Genomic DNA, 13,055 nt, shown 5'->3' on the forward strand with positions numbered 1-13,055 from the left:
CTTCAAGTCACAGTGAAATCGATTGCCTTCGCCTATAATGATCTTGCATGGCCGCAAACAAGGTAACGGCGGTACGCACAAGGCTGAGGAGGCAATCAACAGCTACGGACTTCCGAAGCCGCCAGGGTGAAGAACTCGGCGGCTTTTTCTCTGTCCAGGGGAATGCGGACAAAGTCAGCGACTTGCTCGCTGCCGATGTGGGCACCAGCAGCGCCAGCAGCTATCATTTCTCCGGGGGACCCGAGAGCTTCCTCTGTTCGCGCTCTTGTTCGATCTGCTGTTCCGCTTCGAGCCAAAATTCCACTTCGCGATCGGCCCGGGCGACCCGCCTGCTCCCAGAGCTCGTACGCGCGCGTTGGCACCTGACCGCGCCGCATCATGCGAAGCAGCTTCCGCTTCAGCTCCTCAGCGAAGTTCCTGAAACGCTGGATAGTGGTTTCGTCTTTGACAAGCGCCGCCGCTCGCGTTGCGAGTTCGATCTGGTGCTCTATCTTTTTCTGCTCGTCCACCGCAAACACCGTCGTGCGAACGGGCCCGCTTCGCGGCCCGTGCTGCTCAGAACTCCAAATCTTTCTAGAACCAAGTCGTTCTAGAAGGCTCTGTTCCGTAGCAGAACGGCACCCATGGCGGTCACAGCGTATCCGGCGTCCGCATGGTGTTCGACTTGTCTTCGTTGCGTAGCTCTTGCTCGGCTGCGTGCCAAAATTCTTGCTCGCGGCCCTCCGGCTTGCCTGCTCGCTCCCACAGTCGGTGCGCGCGGTCTCTGATGTCTTGCTCGGTCGGCTCAGGCATTGCATCTCCTGCGATGAAGCACGGCCCCACCCTGGGGGGTATGGGGGGCTTGGAGGCGGGGCCGTGCAGACCAGCAATTGGCGGCAATGCTGGCCCGCGGATTCAAGCCTCGATGGTGCGCAAGAGTTCCTAGCTGTCGTAGCGAACGAGCAGCTTTCAGTTACCTTTCTTCTTCCCGGCCGAAAACGCCCGCGGCATGCATCGCCGCGCACCATCCGAATACCATCGCAGGTCCGATCATCGTGCCCGGACCCGGATAAGTGCCTCGAAAGATCGAGGATGCATCCGTACCGACGGCGTAGAGTCCGGGTATGACCGCCCCATCGCCAGACAAAACCCGGGCGGTTGAATCCGTGCACAAGCCGGCACTGCTGGCGAGATCCGTCGGCCATACCGCGACGGCATAGAATGGCCCTGGACCGATCCGCCGCAGGCACGGATTTGGCTTGGCTGAGGGATCACCATTGAACCGGTTCAACTCGCTTGAACCGCGGCCGAAATCCTGGTCCACCCCGCTGTCGGCATGGCGATTGTATCGCGCAACGGTTTGAGCAAGCGCGCCGCTATCGATGCCGATTTCTTCGGCCAATGCTTCGATCGTCTCGCCCGCCACCAAATATCTGGCCCTCAGAAACTTGTCCAAATCCTTCGTCCCGGGATGAACGAGACCAATGCCGTAGGCCCCGATAAAGGCGCGATCGCAAATCAGAAAAGCCGGCGGCGCCAACGAGGAAGACGCGTTCGAACGCAACATCGCTTCCACGAAGTCGTGATAAGAGTCGGCTTCATTCACGAAACGGCGGCCGGACTTGTTCACGGCAAGCAGTCCCGGCTTGGCACGATCGAGCATGATGTGCGGGAACACCGAAACGTGGCCGTCCGCTTGCGTCATGACCGAGCTTGGCATCCACAGAGCGGGGCTGTCGAGATCGCGCTCGATGACTGCGTCGACGCGTTCGGCCGCGAGCATGCCGTCCCCGGTATTGGACGAAGGCGTGAGTGAAAATCGACGCGCGCCCTCCGGAAAAAACCTTTCGCGAAGTTCGCGGCTCCAGCCGATGCCCCCCGTTGCCAACACCACGCCTTTGCGGGCACGTATCGCCAATGCGCCGGCCGGTGATGACAAGACCGCCCCAACGACTGCGTCGCCATCGCGGATGAGTTCGCTGAGCTCAGTCTCGTATCGCAGATGGACGCCGGAACGACGGAGGCTGTCAAACAGCCTCGCGACGAGAGCGTTACCCATGATCAGACGCGTTCCGCGCCTGTAGCGAAGCCGATCGAGCAAGTGCCGGCCGACAAGACCAACGACATGCCTGAAGTTCGTCCAGTTCCGGAGCGGCGCCAACAGCGCCGGGATGTCCGCCTTTCCCACCATCATGCCGCCGAGGACCATGAACTCTCGCCGCGGAGGTCTGACGCGATCGAAGTCTTTGCCAAGCTTGCGGCCGTCGAACGCAACGGCGCCGAGCGCACGACCGCCGATCGCTGCACCGGGAAGATTCTTGTAGTCGGGGTGTACCGGCGGCGCCGCAAACACTACGCTCGTCTTCTGCTCGAGATAGTCGAGCATGACGGGACCCGCCTGGAGAAATGCATCCACGCGCGCGTCCGCGGCGTGCACGCCGAGCAATGCTTCGAGATAGACTCGTGCCGCCTCGATCGAGTCTGGCGTTCCTGCAAGCCGTCCCTGCCGATTGCCCGGAATCCAGACTGTGCCGGCGGAAGTCGCGGTCGTGCCGCCAACCGTATCCGACTTCTCGCATAGGATCACGTCGAGCCCTTCAAGGGCCGCCACCAGCGATGTCGTCATGCCGGCGGCACCCGCTCCGACGACCAGGAGATCGGTCTCGACGTCCCAGGAGCGATCGGCTTGCGACATCCCGCACACCCCTTCCCGTCCCGAAATTCTCAACGCTGGCTGCGCGCCCGCTCCATGACGGCTCTGCCCGCCACCAACGCCCGGCGCGCGCGCGACGCGGCATCGACGCTCTTTGCCAGTTGAACGGTCGGAACCTCGATGCTGATGGTCAGGTCATTCGGCATCGCGCTTGCCAGTCCCATCAGGTCTATTCCGCCCTCGCCCGGAAACATCCGCTCCTCGCGAGCCGCATGGATGAGCTGCTCCGTGGTCGCCGGGCGTTCGGCCGGGCCGTCGCATAGTTGCCAGTAGTGAAGGCGTTGCGCCGGGATGGCGCGGAGGTCCGCAAGCGAGCTCTGCGACCGATCGAAATGCAGCGCATCGACCAGAATGCCGGCACCGGGACGATCGATGCCGCCGACGATGCGCATGGCGGTCTTCAGGTCCGGAACGCTCGTCCAGGGCATGAATTCGAGATCGGAAGTCAGGCCATAGTTCGCTGCCGCTTCACAAAATTTCTGGTAGCGATCCGAAAACCGCGCCAGATCCGGATCGTAGGCTGCGACGAGGATGTGTTTGGCGGCGAGGCGCGCGCCCACCTCGAAGAAGGGCATGAACGACGCGACGTCCGTTTCCGGTCCGAACGCAACGACCTCGAGATCGGCGACAGTCACCCCCGTCAACTCCAACCGCCGAAGCGTCTCCCGCAGGAGCGGCGCATCGTCCATCAGGCGATAGGCAACACCGCCAGGCGTGGCGGGCAATAGCCTGAGCCCGACTTTTTCGTAGCCGCAATGCGCCGCCAATTCGATCATCTCGGGCGGCGCAAGCTCGAGCACGGTCAGCGCGGCGAGCGAGAACGCTGCCATCAGCCGAAATCCGCGATACGGGCGTCGAGCGCAAACATACTTTGATAAACTTCCGGCTCGCTCGCCCCGGTCACGACGTCGGGGGCAATGTCCGCCGCTTTCCGCATTGCAGCCTGCAAAGACGCGACGTCGAGTGCCTCGATCAGCAAAAGCCCCGCGAAAAAGCCCTCGTTCTTCCGCATGCCCTTTTCGGCAGTCGGCACCGATGTCCGCGCCTTGTCGGTCGCGCCGATCTGCACGGCGGCAACCCCGTCACACCCAACCAGCGCCTGAGCCAGACTTTGGGGATCTTTCGGCAACGTCTCGATCCGGAGCGCCGCGATCGACGCGCCCTCGCCGCGCCCTTCCCGCGCGACCATGACACCCCCGCCTCGCATGAAATTGCCGAGCTTCGGCATGATGCGCTGTGACCACGGCGTCGGTGCGTTGAGACGCGCCAGATAGGCCTCGCCGTCGAGCACCTCCGGTGTTTCCAGCTCATACAGAATGAAGAAGCGGTTGATGTCGTCCCTTGCCGCGCAGAATACACGGGATGCCAGGAAGCCCTTCGTCGTCACGCGCTCGGTCGTGTGCTCACGCGTCAGCCAGTGCCGATAATCGATCAGATCGTGAGCCTCGACGTCGCTCCAGATGGCAAGAAATCCCCTTCCGCGCATCCCGCCCTCCTTGCCTACGCTTTGCCGCCGGCCGCAAGCCCGTGCAGAGCCGGCGCGATGGTCTGAGGCAATTGCCCAAGCCGTTGGACAGCAGCCAGGATCGCGGCAAGATAGCCGTAAGGACCCAGGCCGCAAATGACCGCTGTGCAGGCACTCGAGGTGATCGAGTGGCGGTGCAGCTCGTCCCGCGCGTGAATGTTCGAGATGTGCACCTCGATCTTCACGCCCTCGAAAATCTTCAGCGCATCGATCAGCGCGATCGAGGTGAATGAATAGGCGGCGGGATTCATGATGATTGCGTCCGCGTCGCCATGGGCGGACTGGATCAGGCTGACGAGCTCGCCCTCCATGTTCGATTGATGGAACGACATCGAAACTCCGAGCTGATCGGCCAGCGCCTGGCAGCTCGCCTCGATCTCCCTAAGCGTCGTCGCGCCATAAATGTGCGGCTCGCGGATGCCGAGGAAATTGAGATTGGGTCCGTTAAGGATCATGATTTTAGCGGCCATTTTTGTCCCTCTTGTCCTTTGCGAAAGCTAAGCGACTAGCCGCCAAACCATTTTGCCGGGACCGTCACCAGTTCCGGGAATAGCACCATTGCGAACAGGACGATCAGTTGCGCGATCATGAAAGGCCAGGACGCCCTTGATGATATCCTCCATGCTGATCTTGGAGACGCCACAGACGACGTTGAGCACGATGCCGACCGGTGGCGTGATCAGGCCTATGGAATTGTTGATGATGAAGAGCACGCCGAAATAGACGGGGTCGATATGCGCCGCCTTGATGACCGGCATCAGGATCGGCGTGAGGATGAGGATCGTCGGCGTCATGTCGAGCGCCGTTCCCACGACCACCACGATCACCATGATCGCCAGCATCAGGAGCGTGTTGTTCCCCATGAAGGGCTTCAGGAGATCGACAACCTGAGCGGAGATTTCGGACACCGTGATGAGCCAGGACGACACCAGCGCCGCGGCGACGAGGAACATGACGACGCTCGTCGTCACGGCAGACGACACCAGGACCGCGTAGACCTCCGACCATTTCAGCTCGCGATAGATGCAGGTCGCAATGAACAGCGAATAGACGGCGACGACGACGCCGGCCTCGGTCGGCGTGAAGATGCCGAAGCGCAAGCCCACGATGATGATCCCGGGCAGCATGAGCGCCCAGAACCCGTCGGTGACGGCGTGCAGGATTTCGCGCAGCGAGGCCCTCGGCGGCGGCGACAGGTTCTCCTTGCGCACCACCCAGTACCAGGCGAGGCAGAGGCCCAATCCAAGCAGGAGGCCGGGAACGATGCCGGCGAGAAACAGCTTGGAGATCGATACGTTGGCGGCGACGCCGAAGATCACGAAACCGATGCTGGGCGGAATGACGGGGCCGATGACGCCACCGGCAGCCACGAGACCAGCCGCATAGGACTTCTTGTGTCCCGCTGCCACCATCATCGGCACAAGCAGCGCCGCGAGCGCGGCAGCATCGGCCGCTGCAGACCCCGACAAAGACGACAGGATACAGGCCGCCATGATCGTTACGTAGCCTAAACCGCCCCGGAAATGCCCGACCGCAACAAGGGCGACATTGACGATGCGCTTGGCCAGCCCTCCCTTGTTCATGATCTCGCCGGCGAGCCGGCATGAAGAAGGGAATGGCCATCAGCGGAAAGCTGTCCGCGCCGTTGATGACGTTCTGCGCCACGATCTGCGCGTCGAACATGTCGATCGTGCTCATCAGGGCGACGCCGCAGATGAGGAGCGCAAAGGCGATCGGCATGCCCAGCGCCATGGCGCCGAGCAGCGAGAACGTAAAGACGGCGATCGTCATGGCGTGATCCAGGTGACGCGAAGAAAATGAACAGGCGTGATGGCGGTGGAGGACATCATTGCTCCTCCGATTCCCTGACAGCCACCATGTCTTCCTCGCTCGCCTGCCCGCTGATCACCCGGTACAGGTCGTAGAGAAGGATAATTGCGGCTGACACGCCAAAGACCACGCCGACGGCATAGAATATCCCGATGGAAAAACCGGTGGCCGGCGCACGGTCGTCGATGTTGATGATGGTCTGGCGCCAGCTTCCCGAAAGCAGCAGCCAGTCGGCAAACAGCATCAGGCAATAGTTGATGACGAAGCAGATGCGCTTGCCGGAGGCCGGCAGCATCCGGACGAGGGTGTCGACGCCGAGATGGGCGTGCTCGCGAAGCGCGACGATTGCGCCGAGAAAGGTCAACCAGACCAGCAGCCAGCGCGACAACTCTTCGGAAATCGCGATTCCGGAGTTGAAGCCGTAACGCAGGACGACATTGCCGAAGACCAGGACCACCATGACCGCGAGACACGCGGCAATGACGGCTTTCAGGAACGTGCAATAGAGGTCGAGAACTCGCGCCATGCGTGACGTCCGGGCAAATGGGGGCGTGAGCCGGCCACTGGCCGGCTCCGCCGTCTGCGTGATGAAAGAAGTCGACTACTTCACGTCCTTGCGGATGCGCTCGACCTCTTCGTTGAAGAGCTTCACCGTCTCGGGACGAAGATTGGCTGAAATCTTGTCCGCGACCGGTTGCGCTGCCTTCCGCATGCGCTCCGTTTCTTCGGGCGCGATCGCGTTGTACTGCATACCTTTGGCCTGCAGCTCCGCCAGAGCCTTTTCGGTCTGAAGGCGCGTCTGCTCCTTCTGGTAGCCGCGGCTTTCTTCATAGGCTTCGCGCATCAGGCCCTGCTCGGTCGGCGACAGCTTGTCCCAGAAGACCTTGCTCACCAGAATGATGTTCAGGGTGAAGGTGTGATTTGTGGCGGAAACGTATTTCTGCACTTCGTAGAATTTGTTCGAGAGAATGACCGTGTAGGGATTCTCCTGGCCGTCGACGGTGCGGGTCTCCAGCGCCGAATACAGCTCACCGAAGGCCATCGGGACCGGATTGGCCTTAAAGGCACTGAAGCTTTCGAGATAGACCGGGTTCGGAATCACACGAAGCTTGAGGCCGCTGAAGTCCTCAAGCTTGGTGATCGGGCGGGTGCTATTCGTGACGTTGCGGAAGCCCAGGCCCCAATATCCGAGGCCGATCAGCCCCTTCGACGGCAGCGTATCGATCATCGCCTTGCCGAATTTGCCGGTCGCGAGAGCATCGGCCTGCTCGGTCGTGTTGAACAGGAACGGGAAATCGATAAGACCGAATTCCGGAATGACGGTGGCGAGTGATGTCGTCGAGGCCGACAGCATCTCCTGGGTGCCGCCGCGCAGCGCGGATTGCTGCTGCAACTCGTTGCCGAGCTGTGAAGCCGCGAACTCGCGGACCTTCATCTTGCCCCCGCTCTTTGCCAGCAGGATCTCGGCGAACTTCTGCACACCAAAGCTGACGGGGTGATCGGTGTTGTTCAGGTGGCCCCACCTGATCGTCCGCTCCTGGATGTCCTGAGCTGATGCGCCGACCGTCAGCGCCACGCAGATCGCCGTCGCAGACAGCGCCCGTACCAACAAACTCATTCTTACCTCCCTGTTCGGGGCACGACGGCGGCGTTAGGCCATTTATTTTCTGCACCCTCAGGTCAATCAAAAAACATAACTATTTTTCCTAGTCAAATGATAAACTATATTTCATCTGATATTTTTGATTACATACGACGCTAGGTGTCTGCTATATTGCTGGTAACATTGATAGTTCGGCCGCCCCATCTCAGGGCGTTGCGCGCGCGTTTGCGGGATCGGAGAGCATGACGTCACTTGAGGGGAGGCCCTTGTCGGCGGGCGACAGCGGTTATCAGCGGATTCGATCCGACATCATTTTCGGCGTGCTGACGCCCTCCGGGCGGCTCAAGCTCGACGCCATGAAGGAAGATTACGGCGTCAGCATCTCCACGCTGCGCGAGATCCTCAACCGGCTCACGTCCGAGGGCTTCGTGGTCGCGGAAGGTCAGCGCGGCTTCGAGGTGGCGCCGATATCCATCCAGAACCTGCGTGAGCTCGCCGGTCTCCGTATCCTGCTGGAACATCATGCGATGGCCGAGTCGTTCCGGGCCGGCGACGTGGAGTGGGAAGGCCGGGTGGTGTCAGCGCATCACAAGCTGGCGGCAACCGAACGCACCGTCCTCAGCGAAGGCGACGATCCTGAGCTGCGCAAACGCTACGACGGCGAATTCCACCAGGCGCTCATTTCGAGTTGCGGTTCGCGCGAGCTGATGCAGACCCACGCGGTCGTGTTCGACAAATATTTCCGCTATGCGCTGCGCTACCGCGGCGCCGAGACGATCAATCAGCACAAGGCGCTGTTGGAATGCGCCCTCAAGCGCGACATCAAAAGCGCCAGGGCCGTGCTCACCGAGCACATCAACGGCTGCGTCGCGCACGCCCTCGCCTCCTGGAACGACGGCTGATCGTCCGCGGCCTGGCGCCGGAGCGTCAGGCATAATTGTCGAGCAGTGAGAAACACATGCGTTGCGGCGTTCCCTTCTCCACGGCCAGACTCGACCGCCTGCTCGACGATGCCGGCATCGACGTGCTGATCGTCACCTCCAAGCACAATATCCAATACCTTCTTGGTGGCTACCATCACTTCCAGTTCGACTATATGGAGGCGATCGGCATCAGCCGGTACCTGCCTATTTTCGTCTATGTGAAGGGCGCGCTGGAGAAGTCGGTCTATATCGCGAACCGGAACGAGCGCGACAGCGTCCAGAACCGGACGAGCGACGGCTATTGGATGCCGGCGATCGTGTTCGGATCGTCGACCACGGTCGAGGCGATGGCACTCGCCGTCAAGCAGCTGAAGTCCGTCGCGCCATCTGCGCTCCGTGTCGGAATCGAGGGCTCATTTCTGCCGGCCGATGCGGCGGACGTGCTGCGCAGGGAGTTCGGCCATTGCCAGTTCGTCGAGGCGATGCGCCCGCTTGAGAAGCTGCGCGCCGTCAAGACGGCGCCCGAGCTGGACGTCCTCCGCGAAGCCTCCGAGCGTGTCGTCGCCTCCATGATGACTGCGGTCAACCAGACCCGCCCCGGGCAGAGCAAGCGCGAGATCATCGATCATTTGCGGCAGGCCGAGCTGTCCCGGGACATGATTTTCGAATACGCGCTGGTGACATTGGGAACGAGCCTCAACCGGGCTCCATCCGAACAGCGTCTCGAACCAGGCGACGTCGTCTCACTGGATTCGGGCGGCAACTACCACGGCTACATCGGCGACCTCTGCCGGATGGCCGTACACGGGGCTCCCGACGGCGAGCTTCTCGATCTACTCGGCGAGATCGACCTGATCCAGCAGGCAGCCCGAATGCCGATCCGCGCCGGCCTCGCCGGCAGCAGCATTTACACCGCGGCCAACGAAGCGCTCGCGCGGTCCGCTTACAGCAAGCAAATGCATTTCGTCGCCCATGGAATGGGGATCGTCAGCCACGAAGCGCCGCGTCTGACGTCGAGCGGCCCCATCCCTTATCCCGCCGACGACGCCAACGAACCGCTTGAAGCCGGCATGGTCATCTCGATTGAAACCACGCTGCCCCACGCGCGCGGCTTCATCAAGCTGGAGGATACGATCGCTGTCACCGCGGACGGATACGAGGCTTTCGGAGACAGCGCTCGTGGCTGGAACCGGATATCGGTATGACCGCCGACCTGATCCCTGCGCACCGGGTCGAGACCGCAGTGGCCGCGGCCGACATTCTCGGCGAGACGCCGTTGTGGTGCGACCGTTCCCGCAAGCTATGGTGGGTCGACATCGACCGGCAGTTGCATCAATCCTTCGATCCGGCAACCGGCGCTCATCAGGTCTTTCCGTACGCGTGCAACTTCCTCGGCAGTCAAGCTCTGACGGCAGATGGCTCCCACCTGCTCGCGCAGGATCTGCGCCTTTATCGCCGGTCGTCCGGCGACGGTCCTCCAAGTCAGCTCTCAAGTCAGCTCTGTGAGGTCGAAAGCGGTCCCGACAACCGCCTCAACGACGGGCGCGTCGACGCGCGGGGCCGGCTATGGATCGGCACCATGGACAACCAGCTGCATCGGCCGAACGGGTCGCTGTATCGTGTGGATGCGGACGGCCGGACAGCGCACATGTTCGGCGATGTCATCGTGACGAATGGCATTGCGTTCTCACCCGACAATCGCACGCTCTATTTCACGGATACGAGGCGATACCGCACCTGGCAGTTCGACTTCGATCTCGATGACGGCGCGATCCGCAACAGACGACTGTTCGCGGACTACAGCGCCTCCGGGGAGAGGCCTGACGGCGCGTGCATCGACGTTGCCGGCGGGCTGTGGACCGCATTCTTCTCCGGCGGCCGGGTGATACGCTACCGACCGGACGGCCGGATCGACACCGTTATTCCGGTGCCGGCGACCAATCCGACCTGCTTGTGCTTCGGCGGACCTGATCTGAAGACATTGTTCGTTACGACGGCGAGGAAGTTTCTGGATCGCGAGCAATTAAGCCTTGAACCCCAAGCGGGTCATGTTCTTGCCATTCATGGCATCGCACAGGGACTTCCAGAGCACCGCTTCGCCAATTCATTCTGAACTCTTGCCAACGGGCCATTGATGGCAAGTATTCCTTGCTTCCTAACAACCGCTATTCTCTTCGGCCATTCGCGCCGCTCCCGGCGTGCCTTCACGCGACCTTCAGGGCTGCCTTGCTGTCGGCATCGAGGAATCCTGTGAGTCGGTCCCTGATCAGTCGCTCGGCGTCCGCCATGATGCGACCGATCAGCTCCTTCACGGTCGGAATGTCGCGAATGAGTCCAACGACCATGCCGCAGCTCCAGGCGCCCGCGTCCATATCGCCGTCGATCATCACCTTGGGATAAACGCCGCCCACCTGGTCGTGGATATCGTCGATCTTGAGGCTCTTGCCCTTCGCGCGCTCGATCTCGAGCAACTGCTCGACACCCTTGTTGTTCAAGACTCGCTCCGTATTCCGGAGCGCACGCATGACCAGCCGGGTGTCCAGCTCTGATGCCTTGACCAACGCATTCTTGACGTTCTCATGCACCGGCGCTTCCTTGGTAGCGATAAAGCGCGTGCCCATGTTCACGCCGGCGGCGCCCATTGCGAGTGCCGCAACCAGGCTGCGCGCGTCGGCCATGCCGCCCGAGGCAACGAAGGGTATTTTGAGCTCTTCGGCCGCACGCGGCAACAGGATCATATTGGGCATGTCGTCTTCGCCGGGATGGCCGCCACATTCGAAACCGTCGACGCTGACCGCATCGCAACCGATCTGCTCGGCCTTGAGCGAGTGCCGCACAGACGTACATTTGTGGATCACCTTGATGCCGCCCGCCTTCATGGCCGGCATGTACTGTTCGGGGCTGCGCCCAGCGGTTTCGACGATCTTGACGCCGCCCTCCCTGATGGCGGCGATGTATTCCGGATAAGGTGGCGCGGTGAAGGTCGGCAGAAAGGTCAGGTTCACGCCGAACGGCTTGTCCGTCATGTCGCGGCAGCGCGCGATCTCCTTGGCCAAAAGTTCCGGCGTCCGTTGCGTCAAGCCGGTGATGACCCCGAGCCCGCCGGCATTCGACACCGCGGCCGCGAGTTCGGCGAACCCCACATAGTGCATTCCACCCTGAATGATCGGATGTTCGATGCCGAACATTTCGGTGATTGCTGTCTTCACAAATGCCTCCAGTATGTTGATGGACGTCCGCTTCCGGCGAGTTGTCTAATGAATGATTTCGAGCAGCCCTGCTGCGCCCATGCCGCCCCCCACGCACATGGTGACGACAGCGTATTTGGCCTTGCGCCGGCGGCCCTCGATCAGGGCGTGGCCGGTCAGCCGCGCCCCGGTCATGCCGTAGGGATGGCCGACCGCGATCGAGCCGCCGTTGACGTTGAGCTTGTGAGGGTCGATCCCGAGCTTGTCGCGGCAATGGATCACCTGCACCGCGAATGCCTCGTTCAGTTCCCAGAGATCGATATCGTCGACCTTAAGTCCGTGCCGCTTGAGCAGGCGGGGCACGGCATAGACCGGACCAACGCCCATCTCGTCCGGTTCACAGCCCGCCGAGACAAAGCCGCGGAAGATACCGAGCGGCTTCAGCCCCTTCTGCGCCGCCAGCTTGTCGCTCATCATGACAGCGGCACTGGCACCGTCGGAAAGCTGACTGGCATTGCCGCCGGTGACCGTGAAGCCCGGCCCCTTGGCCGGCTTGACACCCGCGAGAGCTTCGGCCGTCGTATCGGGACGCGGCCCCTCGTCAGCCGACAGCGTCACCTGCTGATAGGACACAGCGCCACTCGCCTTGTCCGTGACCGCCATGGTCGTCTTGATCGGTGCGAGTTCGTCTGTGAACCGGCCGGCCTGCTGCGCAGCTGCCGTCCGGCGCTGACTCTCCAGGCTGTACTCATCCTGGCGTTCACGCGAGATATGGTAGCGTTTCGCCACGACCTCGGCGGTGTCCAGCATCGCGATGTAGGCGTCTCCCTTCATCGCGAGCAGTTCCGGATCGACAGCATGAAAGCTGTTGTATTGGTTGTTCTGGACCAGGCTGATGGATTCGCCGCCGCCGCCGATGGCGACCTCAACGCCGTCAAAAATGATCGAACGCGCAGCCAGCGCAATGGCCTGAAGCCCCGACGCACACTGGCGATCGATCGTCGTTCCGGCCACGCTCACCGGAAGTCCGGCACGCAGCAGCGCCTTGCGCGCGATGTTGGTCCCCGTGGTGCCCTGTTGCATGGCGCAGCCCATCACGACATCCTCGACCTCCGCACCCTCGACCTTCGCGCGCGACAGTGCCGAGGAGATGGCATGCCCGAGCAGCGTCGCGCCTTCGGTGTGATTGAGCGCGCCCTTGTAAGCCTTGCCAATGGGAGTACGCGCGGTCGAGACGATCACGGCTTCGGTCATTTTTACCTCGGGTTGGGGTACGGCAGGCGAGTTGCTGCGT

The 13,055-nt window shown here is 61.9% G+C and carries 13 protein-coding genes and 1 pseudogene; 4 read left to right on the forward strand and 10 right to left on the reverse strand.

Going from position 1 to position 13,055, the window contains the following annotated elements; genetic code table 11:
- The first annotated feature begins 47 nt into the window (after window positions 1–47).
- Complete coding sequence (locus ACVWW3_RS22170; protein WP_456672115.1) at window positions 48–593, forward strand: hypothetical protein; 546 nt, start codon at window positions 48–50, stop codon at window positions 591–593.
- A 37-nt stretch (window positions 594–630) separates the two neighbouring features.
- Here the strand turns inward: ACVWW3_RS22170 and ACVWW3_RS22175 are convergent, their stop codons facing one another.
- The 8 genes and pseudogenes from ACVWW3_RS22175 to ACVWW3_RS22210 form a co-directional block, all read right to left on the reverse strand.
- Entirely contained in the window at window positions 631–792 is a 162-nt protein-coding gene (locus ACVWW3_RS22175; RefSeq protein WP_247348444.1) for a DUF2934 domain-containing protein, read from the reverse strand.
- 160 nt (window positions 793–952) lie between these two features.
- Window positions 953–2,674, reverse strand: coding sequence for an FAD-dependent oxidoreductase (locus tag ACVWW3_RS22180; RefSeq protein WP_456648662.1), 1,722 nt, complete (start codon window positions 2,672–2,674; stop codon window positions 953–955).
- Between the two features lie 29 nt (window positions 2,675–2,703).
- Entirely contained in the window at window positions 2,704–3,492 is a 789-nt protein-coding gene (locus tag ACVWW3_RS22185) for a sugar phosphate isomerase/epimerase family protein (protein WP_456648661.1), read from the reverse strand.
- Between the two features lie 29 nt (window positions 3,493–3,521).
- A complete protein-coding gene (locus ACVWW3_RS22190; RefSeq protein ID WP_247444754.1) occupies window positions 3,522–4,178 on the reverse strand; it encodes a hypothetical protein in 657 nt (218 codons plus the stop codon).
- Between the two features lie 14 nt (window positions 4,179–4,192).
- Window positions 4,193–4,687, reverse strand: a complete 495-nt coding sequence (locus ACVWW3_RS22195; protein WP_247444753.1) for a type II 3-dehydroquinate dehydratase — start codon at window positions 4,685–4,687, stop codon at window positions 4,193–4,195.
- A gap of 35 nt (window positions 4,688–4,722) precedes the next feature.
- Window positions 4,723–6,008 (reverse strand): annotated as a pseudogene (locus ACVWW3_RS22200) (TRAP transporter large permease).
- A 55-nt stretch (window positions 6,009–6,063) separates the two neighbouring features.
- The gene (locus tag ACVWW3_RS22205; RefSeq protein ID WP_247348456.1) at window positions 6,064–6,573 is read right to left on the reverse strand and encodes a TRAP transporter small permease; all 510 of its coding nucleotides are present in this window, start codon (window positions 6,571–6,573) and stop codon (window positions 6,064–6,066) included.
- Between the two features lie 75 nt (window positions 6,574–6,648).
- Window positions 6,649–7,665: a TRAP transporter substrate-binding protein gene (locus ACVWW3_RS22210; protein WP_354105679.1), complete on the reverse strand. Its 1,017-nt coding sequence runs from the start codon at window positions 7,663–7,665 to the stop codon at window positions 6,649–6,651.
- A gap of 227 nt (window positions 7,666–7,892) precedes the next feature.
- Here ACVWW3_RS22210 and ACVWW3_RS22215 point away from each other — a divergent pair, with 227 nt between their 5' ends.
- Genes ACVWW3_RS22215 through ACVWW3_RS22225 form a run of 3 tightly spaced genes read left to right on the forward strand, consistent with a single transcriptional unit; the run spans window position 7,893 to window position 10,686 of the window.
- Window positions 7,893–8,552, forward strand: a complete 660-nt coding sequence (locus ACVWW3_RS22215; RefSeq protein ID WP_456648659.1) for a GntR family transcriptional regulator — start codon at window positions 7,893–7,895, stop codon at window positions 8,550–8,552.
- 56 nt (window positions 8,553–8,608) lie between these two features.
- Entirely contained in the window at window positions 8,609–9,778 is a 1,170-nt protein-coding gene (locus ACVWW3_RS22220) for a M24 family metallopeptidase (RefSeq protein ID WP_456648658.1), read from the forward strand.
- The gene (locus tag ACVWW3_RS22225; protein ID WP_456648657.1) at window positions 9,775–10,686 is read left to right on the forward strand and encodes an SMP-30/gluconolactonase/LRE family protein; all 912 of its coding nucleotides are present in this window, start codon (window positions 9,775–9,777) and stop codon (window positions 10,684–10,686) included. The genes ACVWW3_RS22220 and ACVWW3_RS22225 overlap by 4 nt, the downstream gene beginning before the upstream one ends.
- 91 nt (window positions 10,687–10,777) lie before the next feature.
- Here ACVWW3_RS22225 and ACVWW3_RS22230 read toward each other — a convergent pair whose 3' ends face one another.
- Both ACVWW3_RS22230 and ACVWW3_RS22235 read right to left on the reverse strand, forming a co-directional pair.
- Complete coding sequence (locus tag ACVWW3_RS22230; RefSeq protein WP_456648656.1) at window positions 10,778–11,782, reverse strand: NAD(P)H-dependent flavin oxidoreductase; 1,005 nt, start codon at window positions 11,780–11,782, stop codon at window positions 10,778–10,780.
- A gap of 45 nt (window positions 11,783–11,827) precedes the next feature.
- Complete coding sequence (locus ACVWW3_RS22235) at window positions 11,828–13,015, reverse strand: acetyl-CoA C-acyltransferase (RefSeq protein ID WP_456648655.1); 1,188 nt, start codon at window positions 13,013–13,015, stop codon at window positions 11,828–11,830.
- Between the last annotated feature and the right edge of the window lie 40 nt (window positions 13,016–13,055).

The organism is Bradyrhizobium sp. LM2.9 (genome assembly GCF_054056555.1).

Bases quoted from the DNA above. Each gene is read 5' to 3' on its own strand.
- ACVWW3_RS22205 (WP_247348456.1), bottom strand. From the start codon at position 6,573: ATGGCGCGAGTTCTCGACCTCTATTGCACGTTCCTGAAAGCCGTCATT.
- ACVWW3_RS22195 (WP_247444753.1), bottom strand. From the start codon at position 4,687: ATGGCCGCTAAAATCATGATCCTTAACGGACCCAATCTCAATTTCCTC.
- ACVWW3_RS22225 (WP_456648657.1), top strand. From the start codon at position 9,775: ATGACCGCCGACCTGATCCCTGCGCACCGGGTCGAGACCGCAGTGGCC.
- ACVWW3_RS22190 (WP_247444754.1), bottom strand. From the start codon at position 4,178: ATGCGCGGAAGGGGATTTCTTGCCATCTGGAGCGACGTCGAGGCTCAC.
- ACVWW3_RS22215 (WP_456648659.1), top strand. From the start codon at position 7,893: ATGACGTCACTTGAGGGGAGGCCCTTGTCGGCGGGCGACAGCGGTTAT.
- ACVWW3_RS22210 (WP_354105679.1), bottom strand. From the start codon at position 7,665: ATGAGTTTGTTGGTACGGGCGCTGTCTGCGACGGCGATCTGCGTGGCG.
- ACVWW3_RS22170 (WP_456672115.1), top strand. From the start codon at position 48: ATGGCCGCAAACAAGGTAACGGCGGTACGCACAAGGCTGAGGAGGCAA.
- ACVWW3_RS22175 (WP_247348444.1), bottom strand. From the start codon at position 792: ATGCCTGAGCCGACCGAGCAAGACATCAGAGACCGCGCGCACCGACTG.
- ACVWW3_RS22220 (WP_456648658.1), top strand. From the start codon at position 8,609: ATGCGTTGCGGCGTTCCCTTCTCCACGGCCAGACTCGACCGCCTGCTC.
- ACVWW3_RS22180 (WP_456648662.1), bottom strand. From the start codon at position 2,674: ATGTCGCAAGCCGATCGCTCCTGGGACGTCGAGACCGATCTCCTGGTC.
- ACVWW3_RS22235 (WP_456648655.1), bottom strand. From the start codon at position 13,015: ATGACCGAAGCCGTGATCGTCTCGACCGCGCGTACTCCCATTGGCAAG.